The 14,119-nt window shown below is 64.3% G+C and carries 16 protein-coding genes; 12 read left to right on the top strand and 4 right to left on the bottom strand.

Going from position 1 to position 14,119, the window contains the following annotated elements:
- Genes CCR94_RS08985 through CCR94_RS08975 form a run of 3 tightly spaced genes read left to right on the top strand, consistent with a single transcriptional unit; the run spans position 1 to position 3,376 of the window.
- Positions 1-1,413 (top strand): glutamate synthase subunit beta, encoded by a 1,413-nt coding sequence (locus CCR94_RS08985; RefSeq protein ID WP_104507532.1) that lies wholly within the window; start codon positions 1-3, stop codon positions 1,411-1,413.
- Positions 1,410-2,927: a nitroreductase family protein gene (locus CCR94_RS08980; RefSeq protein ID WP_104507531.1), complete on the top strand. Its 1,518-nt coding sequence runs from the start codon at positions 1,410-1,412 to the stop codon at positions 2,925-2,927. The genes CCR94_RS08985 and CCR94_RS08980 overlap by 4 nt, the downstream gene beginning before the upstream one ends.
- On the top strand, positions 2,924-3,376 hold the full coding sequence (locus tag CCR94_RS08975) for an ankyrin repeat domain-containing protein (protein ID WP_104507530.1): 453 nt from the start codon (positions 2,924-2,926) through the stop codon (positions 3,374-3,376). Before CCR94_RS08980 ends, CCR94_RS08975 begins: the two co-directional genes overlap by 4 nt.
- On the opposite strand, the gene CCR94_RS08970 is transcribed toward CCR94_RS08975, so the two are convergent.
- Positions 3,377-3,730, bottom strand: coding sequence for a (2Fe-2S) ferredoxin domain-containing protein (locus CCR94_RS08970; RefSeq protein ID WP_104507529.1), 354 nt, complete (start codon positions 3,728-3,730; stop codon positions 3,377-3,379).
- Positions 3,727-4,062: a Grx4 family monothiol glutaredoxin gene (grxD, locus tag CCR94_RS08965; protein ID WP_104507528.1), complete on the bottom strand. Its 336-nt coding sequence runs from the start codon at positions 4,060-4,062 to the stop codon at positions 3,727-3,729. Before grxD ends, CCR94_RS08970 begins: the two co-directional genes overlap by 4 nt.
- 274 nt (positions 4,063-4,336) lie before the next feature.
- Between grxD and CCR94_RS08960 the strand changes: the two genes are divergently transcribed.
- The 9 genes from CCR94_RS08960 (at position 4,337) to hmuQ (ending at position 11,819) form a co-directional block, all read left to right on the top strand.
- On the top strand, positions 4,337-4,819 hold the full coding sequence (locus CCR94_RS08960; protein ID WP_104507527.1) for a hypothetical protein: 483 nt from the start codon (positions 4,337-4,339) through the stop codon (positions 4,817-4,819).
- A 70-nt stretch (positions 4,820-4,889) separates the two neighbouring features.
- Positions 4,890-6,353: a Fe-S cluster assembly protein SufB gene (sufB, locus tag CCR94_RS08955; RefSeq protein ID WP_104507526.1), complete on the top strand. Its 1,464-nt coding sequence runs from the start codon at positions 4,890-4,892 to the stop codon at positions 6,351-6,353.
- Positions 6,353-7,102, top strand: coding sequence for a Fe-S cluster assembly ATPase SufC (gene sufC, locus CCR94_RS08950; RefSeq protein WP_104507525.1), 750 nt, complete (start codon positions 6,353-6,355; stop codon positions 7,100-7,102). The genes sufB and sufC overlap by 1 nt, the downstream gene beginning before the upstream one ends.
- Positions 7,103-7,209: 107 nt before the next feature.
- The gene (sufD, locus tag CCR94_RS08945; protein ID WP_104507524.1) at positions 7,210-8,484 is read left to right on the top strand and encodes a Fe-S cluster assembly protein SufD; all 1,275 of its coding nucleotides are present in this window, start codon (positions 7,210-7,212) and stop codon (positions 8,482-8,484) included.
- Positions 8,474-9,721 carry a SufS family cysteine desulfurase gene (locus tag CCR94_RS08940; protein ID WP_104507523.1) on the top strand — a complete coding sequence of 416 codons (1,248 nt, stop codon included), beginning with the start codon at positions 8,474-8,476 and terminating at the stop codon, positions 9,719-9,721. The genes sufD and CCR94_RS08940 overlap by 11 nt, the downstream gene beginning before the upstream one ends.
- Positions 9,718-10,074: an iron-sulfur cluster assembly protein gene (locus CCR94_RS08935; protein WP_104507522.1), complete on the top strand. Its 357-nt coding sequence runs from the start codon at positions 9,718-9,720 to the stop codon at positions 10,072-10,074. The genes CCR94_RS08940 and CCR94_RS08935 overlap by 4 nt, the downstream gene beginning before the upstream one ends.
- A 125-nt stretch (positions 10,075-10,199) precedes the next feature.
- Positions 10,200-10,628: a Rieske (2Fe-2S) protein gene (locus CCR94_RS08930; protein ID WP_104507521.1), complete on the top strand. Its 429-nt coding sequence runs from the start codon at positions 10,200-10,202 to the stop codon at positions 10,626-10,628.
- A gap of 92 nt (positions 10,629-10,720) precedes the next feature.
- Entirely contained in the window at positions 10,721-11,470 is a 750-nt protein-coding gene (locus tag CCR94_RS08925) for a hypothetical protein (RefSeq protein ID WP_104507520.1), read from the top strand.
- Between the two features lie 28 nt (positions 11,471-11,498).
- Complete coding sequence (hmuQ, locus tag CCR94_RS08920; protein ID WP_170068941.1) at positions 11,499-11,819, top strand: heme-degrading protein HmuQ; 321 nt, start codon at positions 11,499-11,501, stop codon at positions 11,817-11,819.
- Between the two features lie 13 nt (positions 11,820-11,832).
- Here the strand turns inward: hmuQ and CCR94_RS08915 are convergent, their stop codons facing one another.
- Positions 11,833-12,213: a response regulator gene (locus CCR94_RS08915; protein WP_104507626.1), complete on the bottom strand. Its 381-nt coding sequence runs from the start codon at positions 12,211-12,213 to the stop codon at positions 11,833-11,835.
- Positions 12,206-13,900, bottom strand: coding sequence for a PAS domain S-box protein (locus CCR94_RS08910; protein ID WP_104507519.1), 1,695 nt, complete (start codon positions 13,898-13,900; stop codon positions 12,206-12,208). The genes CCR94_RS08915 and CCR94_RS08910 overlap by 8 nt, the downstream gene beginning before the upstream one ends.
- Between the last annotated feature and the right edge of the window lie 219 nt (positions 13,901-14,119).

The raw sequence follows: 14,119 nt of genomic DNA, 5'->3' as shown, positions 1-14,119 counted from the left end.
ATGGGCAAGGTTACCGGTTTTCTGGAAATCGACCGGCAGGACCGCGGCTACAAGCCCGCCGCCGACCGCATCCGCCACTATTCGGAATTCGTGATTCCGCTGTCGGAGGAACGCACGCGCGAGCAGGCCTCGCGCTGCATGAACTGCGGCATCCCGTTCTGTCACAACGGCTGCCCCGTCAACAACCAGATCCCCGACTGGAACGATCTGGTCTATCGCGGCGACTGGGAAGAGGCGTCGCGCAACCTGCATTCCACCAACAATTTCCCGGAATTCACCGGCCGCATCTGCCCCGCCCCCTGCGAGGCCGCCTGCACGCTGAATCTCGAGGACACGCCCGTCACCATCAAGACGGTGGAATGCGCCATCGTCGATCGCGCCTGGGAAAACGGCTTTATCCGGCCGGAACCGGCCGGAACCAAGACCGGCAGACGAGTCGCCATCATCGGCTCCGGCCCGGCCGGCCTCGCCGCCGCGCAGCAACTCGCGCGCGCCGGCCACGAGGTCCATGTCTACGAGAAATCCGCCAAGGCGGGCGGCCTGATGCGCTATGGCATCCCCGATTTCAAGCTGGAAAAGGGCCTGATCGACCGCCGCGTCGCCCAGATGGAAGCCGAAGGCGTCATCTTCCATTATGACGCCCATGTCGGCGTCACCGTCGCCGCCAAGGAAATCCTGGATGGCCATGACGCGGTGATCCTCAGCGGCGGCTCGGAAAAGCCGCGCGACCTGCCAATCCCCGGTCGCGACCTCGCCGGCGTCCATTTCGCCATGGAATTCCTGCCGCAGCAGAACCGCCGCGTGTCGCGCGAACGGCTGTCCAACGATCCGATCCTGGCCTCCGGCAAGCATGTCGTGGTGATCGGCGGCGGCGACACCGGCTCCGATTGCATCGGCACCTCGGTGCGCCAGGGCGCGCTGTCGGTGACCCAGATCGAAATCATGCCCAAGCCGCCGGAAAAAGAGGACAAGCTCACCTCTTGGCCCTATTGGCCGCTCAAACTGCGCACCTCGTCCTCCCACATGGAGGGCGCCGACCGCGATTTCGGCGTGCTGACCAAGGAATTTGTCGGCGACAACGGCGTGGCCGCGCTCAAATGCGTCCGCGTCGACGCCAAATTCCAGGAAATCCCCGGCAGCGCGTTCGAACTGCGCGCCGATCTGGTGCTGCTGGCGATGGGTTTCGTCAGCCCGGTCAAGGAAGGCCTGCTGGAGCAACTCGGCGTGGCGCTCGACCCGCGCGGCAATGTTCAGGCCGACACCACCGGCTACCGCACCAGCGTGGACAAGGTGTTCGCCGCCGGCGACATGCGCCGGGGCCAGTCGCTGGTGGTCTGGGCCATCCGCGAGGGCCGTCAGGCCGCCCGCGCCGTGGACCTGTTCCTGACCGGCGCGAGCGACCTGCCCCGGTGAAGGCTTTCGCCTATCACCAACGCACCAAGCACGGGTTTGGCGGCTTCGCCGCCAGCCCGGACACCCTCGACTGGGACGCGCAACCCAACCCCTTTCGAGAATTCGAGGGCGCCGAAAAGATCGACCTCGATCTCGCGCCGCAAGCCTGCTGTTCCGCCCCCTTTTCGCGCGCCGGTCTCGGCGCGTTGCTGCATCTGGCCTTCGGCCTGTCGGCCTGGAAAAGTTATGGCCCGGATCGCTGGGCCTTGCGCTGCAACCCGTCCAGCGGCAACCTGCACCCGACCGAAGCCTACGTTTTAAGCGAGAATTTGCCCGGCCTCGCCGACGGCCTGCATCACTATCTCAGCCGCGACCACATTCTCGAACACCGCCGCGCCGACGCGCCCGCCGACGGCCCGGCGCGGCTGTGGATCGGCCTGTCCTCGATCGCCTGGCGCGAGGCCTGGAAATATGGCGAACGCGCCTTCCGCTATTGCCAACTCGACCTCGGCCATGCGCTCGGCGCGCTCGGCTATGCCGCGCAGGCGCTCGGGTTTCGCGCGCGGCTGGTTGAAGGACTCGACAGCGCGGCTTTGGCGCATCGACTCGGCCTCGACCGCGCCGAAGATTTCGGCCCCGCCGAACGCGAGGACGCCGACGCGCTGGTGGAGATTTTCGCGGACGATGGCGCGCCCTCGCCGCCCCCGGCGAAAACTGGCGTATGGGCCGGCGCGGCCAATGTGCTGGACCGCCGCCCGATGTATCGCTGGCCGGTGATCGAAGACGTGACCCGAGCGACCCTTGGCGCCGGCGCCGAAAATTTCACCGCCCCCGCGCCGCGCAGGACGGAAAACATCAGCGCCGATCTGATCCTGCAACGCCGCAGCGCGCAGGCCTTCAATCCCAAGCATCGCATGACGCCGAACGCGTTTTTCGAGGCGCTCGACGCGCTGGCGCCGCGCCATCAGCCGTTCGACCTCTGGACCTTCGCGCCGCGCGTTCACCCGTTGCTGTTCGTCCATCGCGTCGAAGGCCTGCCGCAAGGGCTCTACGCCCTGCCCCGCAGCGCCGAAGGCGAAAAGCTGCTGCGGCAAAAATTTTCCGCCGATTTCGCCTGGAGCAAAGTTTTAGACGCCCCCGACGCTCTGCCGCTGTTCCTGCTGAAGGAGGGCGACACGCGGGGCCTGGCGCGGCGGCTGTTCTGCAACCAGGCCATCGGCGGCGACTCCACTTTCGGCGTGGCGATGCTGGCGGAATTCGGCCCGCTGGTCGAGCAAAATCCCTGGCGCTACCGGCAATTGCACTGGGAGGCCGGGCTGATCGGCCAGACCCTTTATCTCGAAGCCGAGCGCATCGGCCTGCGCGGCACGGGCATCGGCTGCTATTTCGACGACGAGACCCACGCCTTGTTCGGCCTGACCGGCAGCGACCTGCAAAGCCTGTATCATTTCACCGTCGGCCTGCCCTATGTCGATACGCGCATCGCCACCGAGCCGGCCTATCCGCACAAAGTTCGCCCGGAGCGCTTCGCATGACGGATCAAGCGCTGGAAGACTGGCTGCGCGCCGAAAAATTCGACAGCCTGTCGGCCCGCGACGGAAACAAGGCCACGCCGCTGATGCGCGCCGCGCAAGAAGGCGATGTGGAGATGGCCAGGAAGATTCTGGCGGCGGGCGCCGACATTGCCGCGCTCAACGCGGACGGCAACAACGCCTTGTGGCTCGCCTGTTTCGGGGAAAACCTCGCCCTGCTCGATCTGCTGATCGATGCGGGCGTGGACATCGATCACGTCAATCAGAACGGCGCGACCGCGCTGATGTTTGCGGCCTCGTCGTCGCGCACGGCGATCGTGGAGCGCCTGCTGAAGCGTGGCGCCGATCTTTCAGCCGAAACGCCCGACGGTTTCTCGGCTCTGGACATGGCGGGAAATGCCGCAATCCTGAACATGCTGCGCGCGGCGCGCGCGACGGCGCGCCGCGGTTGATCAGCGGCTCAACACAACGACAAGCCGCTCGACCAGTTCACCGCCCTTTAGGTGAGTTTCGACGATCTCGTCAATGTCCTCCGGGGTTTTCGGCGCATACCAGACGCCTTCGGGGTAGACGACCATCAACGGTCCCGCGCTGCAAAAGCCAAGGCAACCTGCGGCGGTAAAACCGACCTCCCCGAGGCGTTCGGCTTCGAGCTTGCGCGACAGGCGGTCCCACAGCGGCTGGGCGCCCTGTTGGCCGCAGGAGCCGCGCGGATGGCCGGCGGGGCGCTGAGTGTAGCAGGCGAAGACATGCCTTTTGTAGAGCTGCGGCACGTCCTCGAACGTCGAGGCGACGTGGACATTCATGCGCTGACGCCTCCGATGCCGCTGTCAGCCAGGAGCTTGGCGAATTCGCCGCTCGCCGCCATTTCGCGCACGATGTCGCAGCCGCCGACGAACTCGCCCTTCACGTAAAGCTGCGGAAAGGTCGGCCAGTTGGAAAATTCCTTCACGCCCTCGCGGATGAAGGGATCGGCGAGCACGTTGACGGACTCGTATGTCACGCCGAAACCGTCCAGCACTTTGACCACGGCGGCGGAGAAGCCGCATTGCGGCGCTGCCGGCGCGCCCTTCATGAACAGGACGATATCCGCGCCTTCGACAATGCCCTTGATGCGATCGCTGGTTTTTTCCGACATGAAGTGACCTCTTGGCTTTTTTCGGCGCGCGGCGGAGTGCGGAGGCCGCGCTTCGTTTTTCGCAATGCAAAAGCAGGACCAGCGGCGATTTGACGGCGCCGTCCCCTCTCCCCGCGAAGGGCGTCCGGAAGGACGCCCGCCTTCGACGGGCTGTGCGGGGAGAGGGAGAAAGGGCGCCGCGTCGCAACATCGACAGGGCGCCATGTCCGAAACCCGACGCGAACCCCGGCCCCGGACTTGCTACCCAAAAATGAATTTCACGCGGAGACCGCCCATGCTGTTGAACTTTCCGGGAAGCGAAGAGGTCAGTTTCGGCAAGGTGAAGCCGGAAATCGACGCGCTGCTGCAACAGGGCGTCGTCGCCTATCGCAGCGATTTCGCCCGCGCGGAAACTTTCTTCCGGCAGGCGCTGGCAGCCGAACCCGATGAACTCGCAAGCTATTTCTGCCTCTATAAGATCCACACCTACCACGGCGATCTCGACGTCGCGCTGGAAATGGCGCGCACCGGCCTGCGCAAGGCGGCGGCGCAGGCCGGCTGGCCGGAGGATTGGCGCCAGTGGACGCCGCAAAACCCTTTCCCGGACGGCGCGGGACGATTCGCGCTTTACACGCTGAAAGCCCTGTCCTTCATCCACTTGCGCCGCGAGGAGGTCGAGTCTGCCCAAGAAATACTCAGCACGCTAAAAACCCTCGATCCCCAAGGGGAAGTCGGCTGGCCCGTGATCGCGGCGCTGTGCGAGGGACTCGCGGCTTGAGACAAGCTGGCGCCACCCTTGCATTTTAGGCTACGACTAGATCAATTAAAACCGCCGTCGGGATTCGGACATGAGCGAAGAAGCAGCTGCCCTGCAAGAACTGACCGAACAAAAATATAAATACGGTTTCGTCTCCGACATCGAATCCGAATTCGCGCCCAAGGGCCTGAACGAAGACGTCATTCGTTTCATCTCGGCGAAGAAGAACGAGCCGGAATGGATGCTCGACTACCGCCTGTCGGCCTATAAGCGCTGGTTGACCATGGAGGAACCGACCTGGGCCAAGCTGCATTATCCCAAAATCGACTTCCAGGACGCCTTCTACTATTCGGCGCCCAAGAGCAAGACCGACGGCCCGCACACGCTGGAAGACGTCGATCCCGAAATGCTGCGCATCTACGAAAAGCTCGGCATTCCCCTGCACGAACAGGAAGTTTTGGCCGGCGTCGAGCAGCGCCGGGTCGCCGTGGACGCCGTGTTCGACTCGGTCTCCGTCGTCACCACCTTCAAAGAGGAGCTTTCCAAGGTCGGCGTGATCTTCTGCCCGATCTCCGAAGCGGTCCACGCCCACCCGGAACTGGTGAAGAAATATCTCGGCTCCGTCGTGCCGGACACCGACAATTTCTACGCCACCCTCAATGCGGCGGTGTTTTCGGAAGGCTCGTTCGTCTATATCCCGCCGGGCGTGCGCTGCCCGATGGAGTTGTCCACCTATTTCCGCATCAACGCCGCCAATTCCGGCCAATTCGAACGCACGCTGATCATCGCCGACGCCGGCGCCTACGTCTCCTATCTCGAAGGCTGTACCGCCCCGCAACGCGATGAAAACCAGCTTCACGCGGCGGTGGTCGAACTGGTGGTGCTGGACGACGCCGAAATCAAATATTCGACCGTGCAAAACTGGTTCCCCGGCGACGAGAACGGCAAGGGCGGCATTTACAATTTCGTCACCAAGCGCGCGGATTGCCGCGGGAAGAACTCCAAAGTGTCGTGGACCCAGGTCGAAACCGGCTCGGCCATCACCTGGAAATATCCGTCCTGCATTCTGCGCGGCGAAAATTCGGTGGGCGAATTCTATTCCATCGCCATCGCCAACAATTACCAGCAGGCCGACACCGGCACCAAAATGATCCATCTCGGCAAGAACACGTCGAGCCGCATCATTTCCAAGGGCATTTCCGCCGGCAAGGCGCAGAACACCTATCGCGGCCTTGTCAGCATCAACGCCCGCGCCGATGGCGCCCGCAACTTCACCCAATGCGACTCGCTGCTGATCGGCGACCAGTGCGGCGCCCATACGGTGCCCTACATCCAGTCGAAAAACCCCAAAGCGATCCTGGAGCACGAGGCCACCACCTCGAAAATCTCGGATGATCAGCTGTTCTACTGTCTTTCGCGCGGCATTCCGACCGAGGAAGCGGTGTCGCTGATCGTCAACGGTTTCTGCCGCGAAGTCTTGCAACAATTGCCCATGGAATTCGCCGTCGAGGCGCAAAAACTCGTCGGACTCAGCCTCGAAGGGAGCGTCGGTTAATGCTCGAAATCAAAGATTTACATGTCAACGTCTTCGGCAAGGAAATCCTCAAGGGCTTGAACCTGAAGGTGCCGCCGGGCGAAGTGCATGCGATCATGGGGCCGAACGGCGCCGGAAAAAGCACCACCTCCTACACGCTGGCGGGCCGCGCCGGCTATGAAGTGACCAAGGGCGAAATCGACTTCTTCGGCGAGGACGTCACCGGACTGGCGCCGGAGGAGCGCGCGGCGCGCGGCATTTTCCTGGCCTTCCAGTACCCGCTGGAAATCCCCGGCGTCTCCACCATGAATTTCTTGAAAACCGCGATGAACTCGCAGGCCAAGATTCGCGGCGAAAAGGAACTGAACGCCGCCGAATTTTTACGCGCGGTCAGAGCCGCCGCGAAAGAGCTGAACATTTCCGAGGACATGCTCAAGCGCCCGCTCAATGTCGGCTTTTCCGGCGGCGAGAAGAAGCGCAACGAGACGCTGCAAATGGCGCTGCTCAAGCCGAAACTGGCGATCCTCGACGAAATGGATTCCGGCCTCGACATTGACGCGCTGAAGCTGGTCGCCGAGGGCGTCAACAAGCTGCGCTCGCCCGACCGCTCGTTCCTGGTCATCACCCATTACCAGCGCCTGCTCGACTATATCGTGCCCGATGTCATCCACATTCTCGCCGGCGGCAAGATTGTGATGTCCGGCGACAAGAGCCTCGCCGTGCAACTCGAACAGAACGGCTATGACGCCGTGATCGCCAAGGCGGCCTAGAACCCCGATCCGATCGAGTCGGATCTGGGCTCTAGCTTTTTGTTTTAACGCATTTTCTTCACGCGAACCGGCATCCACTTCGCTGGAAAATGCTCTGAGGGGTTTTCATGACCGGATCGCTCTCCGACACCCTGCTCGCCACGATGGAGCAAAGGCGCGGCGCCATCGCGCCCTGGCTCGGCGAATTGCAGGGCCAGGCCCAGGAACTTTTCCGACGCGAAGGGCTGCCGAGCCGCCGCATCGAAGCCTGGCGCTATTCCGACCTCGCCCGCGCCCTGCGTGAAGACAGGGTGGCGGACGCGACCCCGGTCAGCGCGCCGGAATTGCCGGGGGCGGCGCTCGCCGCCTTCGTCAATGGCGCGCTGGACGACAAGGCTTCGAGCTACGGCAAGGTCGGCGCGGTCAATCTGCGCACGGCGCTGGGCGAGAAGAATTCGCCGCTGGCGTCCATCATCGGCAAGGTCTATCCGCAGGCCGGCCACCCCATCGTCAACCTCAACACGGCGCTGCTGGAAGAGGGTCTTGCTCTGCGCGTGCCGGCCGGCAAGAAACTCGACCTGCCGCTGCACCTGCGCTTCCTCTGGACCGGCGCCGCGTCGGATGGCCGCCATCTGCGCCTGTTGATCGAGCTTGAAGAAGGCGCGGAGGCGACGATCTACGAAACCCACGACGGCGCGCCCAGCTTCGCCACCATCGTCACCGAATTCAGCCTCGCCAAGGGCTCAAGACTCACCCATATCCGGCAGGAAAGTTTGGCCGCCGGCGCGCGTCAGGCCGCCGTCACCCTCGGCGAAATCGCGGAACAAGCGACTTATCACGCCTTCTACTTCACGCAAGGCGCGCATTTCGCCCGCCACGAGGCGCTGATAAAACTCGCCGGCGAAGGGGCGCACGCCGAACTCGACGGCGCCACCATGGTCGCCGACAGCCGCCATGCCGACAATACCACGGTGATGGAGCACGCCGCGCCCAACGCAACGTCAAATCAGGTGTTTCGCGCGGTGCTGGCCGGTTCGGCGCGCGGCGTCTATCAGGGCTGCGTCAAGGTCGCGCAAGCCGCGCAGAAAACCGACGCCCGCCAACTCAGCCGCGCTTTGCTGCTGTCGCACAAGGCGGAAATCGTCACCAAGCCGGAACTGGAAATCTTCGCCGACGACGTGAAGTGCAGCCACGGCGCCACCGCCGGCGAACTCGACGCCAACGCGCTGTTCTTCCTGCGCGCGCGTGGCATTCCCGAAGCGCAGGCCCGCGCCCTGCTGATCGAAGCCTTCTTCGGCGAGGCGCTGGACAAGATCGACAACGAGGTTTTACGCGAATCCGTGTCTCTCAGCGTCCACAACTGGCTGTCCACCCATGCCGGCGAGGCCTCCCATGTCGAGTAATCTCGCCCTGAAAGACACCGCGCGTTTCGATGTCCGCGCGCTGCGCGAACAGTTCCCGATCCTGTCGCGCACCGTCCACGGCAAGCCGTTGGTCTATCTCGACAACGGCGCCTCGGCGCAAAAGCCGCAGATCGTGCTCGACGCCTTGATGCGCGGCTATACGGAAATCTATTCCAACGTGCATCGCGGCGCGCATTTCCTCTCGGGCGAAGCCACAATGGCGTTCGAACAGGCGCGAGAATCCTGCCGCGCCTTCGTCAACGCCGCCAAATCAGACGAAATCGTCTTCACCAAGGGCGGCACCGAGGCGATCAACCTCGTCGCCTCCGGCCTCGGCGCGGAAATCTGCGAAGGCGATGAAATCATCGTCTCGGAAATGGAGCACCATTCCAACATCGTGCCCTGGCACTTTTTGCGCGAGCGCAAGGGCGCGGTGCTGAAATGGGCGCCGATCAAGCAAGACGGCTCGTTCGATCTTGAAGCCTTCGCCGCTCTGCTCACCGAACGCACCAAAATCGTCGCGATCACCCACATGTCCAATGTGCTGGGCACGCTGACGCCGGTGGCGGAGATCGTGAAACTGGCGCATGGGGTCGGCGCGAAAGTCCTGATCGACGGCTGTCAGGGCTCCGTGCATGAAATCGTGGACGTGCAAGCGCTGGGCGTCGATTTCTACGTCTGCACCGGCCACAAGCTCTATGGCCCGACCGGCATTGGCTTTCTCTACGGCAAATACGACCTGCTGGCGCAAATGCAGCCCTACCAGGGCGGCGGCGAAATGATCGCCGATGTTTTTCAAGACAAGATCACCTATGCCGCGCCGCCGCATCGGTTCGAGGCGGGCACGCCGCCGATCGTGGAAGCCATCGGCCTCGGCGTCGCGCTCGATTTCATGATGGGTCTCGACCGCGAGGCGGTGGCGGCGCATGAAGCCGCCCTGCTCGCCCACGCCACCGAGGAAATCGACAAGATCGGCAAAATCCGCATCTTCGGCCGCGCGCCAAACAAGGGCGCGCTGGTGACGTTCGATGTCGAGGGCGCGCATCCGCAGGATGTCTCGACCATTCTCGATCGCGCGGGTATAGCGGTGCGCGCGGGATCGCATTGCGCGCAGCCGCTGATGACCAAGCTCGGGCTGACCGCAAGCGCCCGCGCCTCCTTCGCGCTCTACAACACGCACGAAGAGGTCGAGATTTTTGCAAAAGGCCTGCGCCGCGTGCTGGAGTTGTTTGCATGAACGAAGCGCCTGTTTTCAGAGACGACCCGGTCGAACTGCCGGAATGGACGGGCGACCTCGAAGCCGATGTCATCGCGGGCATACGCACCGTGTTCGACCCGGAAATCCCCGTCAATGTCTATGATCTCGGCCTGATCTACCGGCTCGACGTCGCCAATCCCGAGAGAATCGAGATCGACATGACGCTGACCGCGCCGGGTTGCCCGGTCGCCGGCGAATTGCTCAGCCGGGTTGAAAAAGCCGCGCTGCTGGCGCCGGGCGCCAAGGGCGTGAAAATGCAACTGGTGTTCGATCCGCCGTGGAGTCCGGTCAACATGTCCGACGAAGCCAAGCTGGAACTCGGGATGCTCTGAGCCTCGATCTCGGGGTTTCTCCCTTCTCCCGCAAGGGGAGAAGGGAGGGGCCGCTATATGTTTTTGCGCCAGCCAAACCGGTTGCTGCGCGGGATACACCGACGGGCTAGACCCTGGGGGCAAACATGGAACTCTTCGCAATCTGTAGCACACACGAGATCGAAGACCATTCCGCGCGGGGCTTCGTCCTGCAAAAGGCGGTCGAGAAGGATGGCGCCAAAGTCGGCGAACCCTGGTTCATCGTCATCACGCGCAAAGGCCGGAATTTCTACGGTTTTGAAAATTCCTGCCCGCATCAGGGCAAGCGCCTCGACGCCGGACTCGAGGATTTCATGGACGAGGCCGGCAATTTCCTGGTCTGCCGTCACCACGGCGCGCAATTCGATCTCGACAGCGGCGAATGTTTCTCCGGCCCCTGCCAGGGCAAGAGCCTCAAAACCGTTGAGATCGTCGTCGATGATGGCGACGTCTGCGTCACCGGCGTCGAACTTTTTGAAGAAGACGGCCTCGATCTCGAAGACGAAGGCCCCGGCGTGATGATCACCAGCGACTGACAGCCACAGCTCAAGCACGGCTGCGAACGAGACCTGCCGCACAGGCCCCGAATGCGGTCGCGCGCGCTTCAAGCCAAACCGAGGACAGCGACATGCTCGACACAACCGAACTGGTGAAGCGCAAGAAGGCGATCAACATGGGCGTGGTGTTCGCCGACGCCAATGTCTTTCTCGCCCATTTCGAGCCCTGGCTGGAAATCACCGCCTTCATCTCGGCCCTGCGCGCGGGCGAAGCGACGCCGCCCGCCGACGGCGTCACCCCGGCTCTCACCCCCCAGCAGTTGAAGAGCGGTGGCGTCGGCGCCGTCGCCACCGACGCCATTTTCGCCTTCTGCATGGCCGCCGCGCTGAAAAGCGACCGCGCCGCCGTCACCACGGCGCGAAACGGCCTCGCCGCGAAATATGGCGAGGATTTTCCCGGCGCCCCCGCGTTCTGGAGTTTCACCAGCCCGATCGCGGAGGCGGTCAGCCTGGAAGACCATGTCGGCCAAGCCGCGCAAAAGCTGCTCGACGCCGTCCCGACCCCGCCGCCGCTGCGCGCCAAGGAGAACTGGGCGACAGCCCTGCGCTTTCTCGAAAAGGCGCGCGGCTCCAATTTCGCCCAGGAAATCATCCATCCGCTCGCGCTCTGGACCCGCGCCCGCTGGAAGGAAACGCTGGAAAAAGGCGTCGCCTTTCTCGCCCATATCGAGGACAATGTTCCGGTCTTGCGCGAGGTTCTGGCCGAGCCCCGCAACGACGAGCCGTTCGTCGCCGCCGTGCTGCTGAAAATGGCCCCCGCCATCGAGCAGGATCTGAGCGATGAGGCGAGCGGCTTCCTGCGTTCGCTGGCCCGCCGCTAATCGTTTGAATGCGCCTGGAGAAACCCCCATGACCTTTATCGCCATGAACCGTTTCCGCGTCGCGCTCGGCCGCGAGGCCGATTTCGAGGACATCTGGCGCAACCGCCAGAGCGACCTGCCGGCCATGCCGGGCTTCGTCGTCTTCCACCTGTTGCGCGGCGCCAGCGACAACGAGGCGACCACCTTCGTGTCGCACACGATCTGGGAAAGCGAACAAGCGTTCGAGGCCTGGACCAAATCCGAGGCGTTCCGCCGCGCCCATGCCGGCGCGCCGAAGACGCAGGGGCTGTATCTGGGACCGCCGCGTTTCGAAGGTTTCGTCGCCGTCCAGGAAACCAACAAAGCCTGACAACGAAAAAGGCCTACCGCGCCAGCAGGATTTTCACCGCCGCCTTCAGTTCATCCGGCTTGACCGGCTTGGCGAGCAGGGGCGCGCGCCGGCACGCCGGAGGCAGATCGAGGCCCCGGCCGAACCCGGTCAGCAGCACGAACGGAATTTTACGCGCCAGCAAGATATCCGCGACCGGCCAGACCATGACGCCAGCGAGACTGATGTCGAGCACGGCCGCGTCGAACTCGGCGCTTTCGGCCAATTTCAACGCGCCTGCAAGCTGGTGCGCCGGCCCGACCACCACAAAACCCGCCGCCAGCAGGGCGTCCTCCGCGTCAAGCGCGATCAGCGCCTCGTCCTCGACCAGGAGAATGCGTTGACCTTGCGGGCGCGGAGGCGGGGGCTCAGCCACTTTTGGCGAGGCCCGAAAGCCGCCAGCGCGCCTCATCGAGGCAGAGGCCGACGACATGCGTCGTCTTGCCGCCAATCGCGCTGAAGGGTAGCAGCAACCGCTCGACGCCGAGCGGATCGCCGTCGCCGGGCTGAACGCGCGAGAAATCGTGGCGCGGTTCGGCTCTCTCGGCGCAGAGGCGGCAGGCTCGGGCCAGATCCTCGTCCTCCGGCTCGCAGGCCGCGACGCGGCCGATGGCCGCGAAGCGCGGCTCGCCATCGGGCAAGATCGAGGCAAGGGTCAGCGCGCCGGTCGCGGCGAACTTGCCCCAGTCGAAATGGGCGAGTTGCGGCAATTCCCCGTGGGGGCCGCGCAACCGCGCCCATTGATCGAAAAACGAACGGATGATCTCGCTCTTGAGCGCGCGCCGGACCGGCGAAATCGGCGCGACCATGCCGATGCGGTCGCAGGCCGCCTCGAAGCGGTAGTGGAACCCCTCGGGGGCATAGGTCAATTCGGGCAAACAGTCGAATTCGGCCGCCGCGATCCGCGACAGGATGGTGGCGCCAAACCCCGTGCGGCCAGGCGGAGCGCAGACAGGCCCGCCCCGTTCGCGCCAGTCGAACACGAGCCGGGCGCCCGCGTCCGTCTCCCTGATCTCCCAGGTGACGCGCACCCCCCCTTCCGCGCGCGCGGAGGTCGAGGGGCCGAATTTCGTGCTGACGGTCAAGGCGCCATAGGTGGCGGCCAGCGCCTGGAGCCGCCCCAGGAACGCCGCGCGCGCCTCGGGCAGCGAGCGCCCGTCGTCGGCGAGGCTGCGCTGGGCGACGGACTGGACCACCGCCAGCAGGTTCTTGCCGCGATGCGCCAGTTCGCGCATCAGGGTCGCCTGCCGCTCTTCCGCGCGCTTGCGCTCGGAAATGTCGCTGACCACGGCGATGAAGCCGACGGCCGACCCGTCTTCGCCGCTCAGGCGGGAGAGCGCCGTTTCCGTCCACACCAACGAACCGTCGGGCCGAATCAACCGCTTCTCCATCGTGCGGCAATCAGCGCCGCCGGCCTGCAAGATTTCGAGATAGGCCGCGTCGGCGTCGATGTCGTCTTCATGGGTGATGTCGCGCATCGTCTTCGACAGCAAATCCTCGGCCGAGCGGCCGGCGATGCGCAGCATGGCCGCGTTGGCGCGCAGCCAATGGCCGTCGCCGGCGATTTCCGCCATGCCCACGGCCGCGCCGTCGAAAACGGCGCGGTAGCGCCGCTCGCTCGCGCCCAGCGCCAGCTCCGCCTGTTTTCGCCCGGAAATATCCTGGTGCGACACAATGGCCCCGACAGGGAGCTTTGGGTCGAGCGCATCGACGTTCATCAGGAACCAGCGCCGCTCGGTCGGGGAATCGCAGGGATATTCCATCTCGAAACGCGGGCGCGCGCCGGCAAGCACGGCCTCCAGGCCCTCCAGCGCCTCCCGGGCGGTCCGGTCGTCGCGCGACGCGACGCGGCAGACGTCGAGATAATTGGCGCCGACCGCCAGGCCGCGGACGCCCGCCCCGTTCGCGGCGGCGAACGCGGTCCAGGCGCGATTGACCAGCATGATCGCGCCGTTTTCGTCGAGAACGGCGACATGGGCCGGAAAGGCTTCAAAACCTTGACGGCATTGAGCTTCAGCGGCGCGCCGCGCAAGCTCGGCGTTTTCCCAACCCGGTTCCTTCATGCACGCGCGCTCCGTCGCGGCTTCACTGTCATTGCTTTAGCGCGTTTTGGTTTTGGCGAGATGTGTATTTCAGCAAAAGGTGTCGAAAACAGGATAGTCGCACGCCAGCGGCCGGATCGGAAAAATTGCGACATTTCGCGAGACGAACCCGACGCATTTGGCCGATTATCCGGGCGGGACACGGTTTTGGCGCATGGCGCGGTCCATGCATGCCAACGA

The organism is Rhodoblastus sphagnicola, from assembly GCF_002937075.1.
GTDB classification, from domain to species: domain Bacteria; phylum Pseudomonadota; class Alphaproteobacteria; order Rhizobiales; family Beijerinckiaceae; genus Rhodoblastus; species Rhodoblastus sphagnicola.
The sequence above is the reverse complement of the archived record's forward strand: the minus strand, read 5'-3'. Positions and strand labels throughout refer to the sequence as shown.

Bases quoted from the DNA above. Each gene is read 5' to 3' on its own strand.
- CCR94_RS08985 (WP_104507532.1), top strand. From the start codon at position 1: ATGGGCAAGGTTACCGGTTTTCTGGAAATCGACCGGCAGGACCGCGGC.
- CCR94_RS08975 (WP_104507530.1), top strand. From the start codon at position 2,924: ATGACGGATCAAGCGCTGGAAGACTGGCTGCGCGCCGAAAAATTCGAC.
- CCR94_RS08970 (WP_104507529.1), bottom strand. From the start codon at position 3,730: ATGAATGTCCACGTCGCCTCGACGTTCGAGGACGTGCCGCAGCTCTAC.
- grxD (WP_104507528.1), bottom strand. From the start codon at position 4,062: ATGTCGGAAAAAACCAGCGATCGCATCAAGGGCATTGTCGAAGGCGCG.
- CCR94_RS08960 (WP_104507527.1), top strand. From the start codon at position 4,337: ATGCTGTTGAACTTTCCGGGAAGCGAAGAGGTCAGTTTCGGCAAGGTG.
- sufB (WP_104507526.1), top strand. From the start codon at position 4,890: ATGAGCGAAGAAGCAGCTGCCCTGCAAGAACTGACCGAACAAAAATAT.
- sufC (WP_104507525.1), top strand. From the start codon at position 6,353: ATGCTCGAAATCAAAGATTTACATGTCAACGTCTTCGGCAAGGAAATC.
- sufD (WP_104507524.1), top strand. From the start codon at position 7,210: ATGACCGGATCGCTCTCCGACACCCTGCTCGCCACGATGGAGCAAAGG.
- CCR94_RS08940 (WP_104507523.1), top strand. From the start codon at position 8,474: ATGTCGAGTAATCTCGCCCTGAAAGACACCGCGCGTTTCGATGTCCGC.
- CCR94_RS08935 (WP_104507522.1), top strand. From the start codon at position 9,718: ATGAACGAAGCGCCTGTTTTCAGAGACGACCCGGTCGAACTGCCGGAA.
- CCR94_RS08930 (WP_104507521.1), top strand. From the start codon at position 10,200: ATGGAACTCTTCGCAATCTGTAGCACACACGAGATCGAAGACCATTCC.
- CCR94_RS08925 (WP_104507520.1), top strand. From the start codon at position 10,721: ATGCTCGACACAACCGAACTGGTGAAGCGCAAGAAGGCGATCAACATG.
- hmuQ (WP_170068941.1), top strand. From the start codon at position 11,499: ATGACCTTTATCGCCATGAACCGTTTCCGCGTCGCGCTCGGCCGCGAG.
- CCR94_RS08910 (WP_104507519.1), bottom strand. From the start codon at position 13,900: ATGAAGGAACCGGGTTGGGAAAACGCCGAGCTTGCGCGGCGCGCCGCT.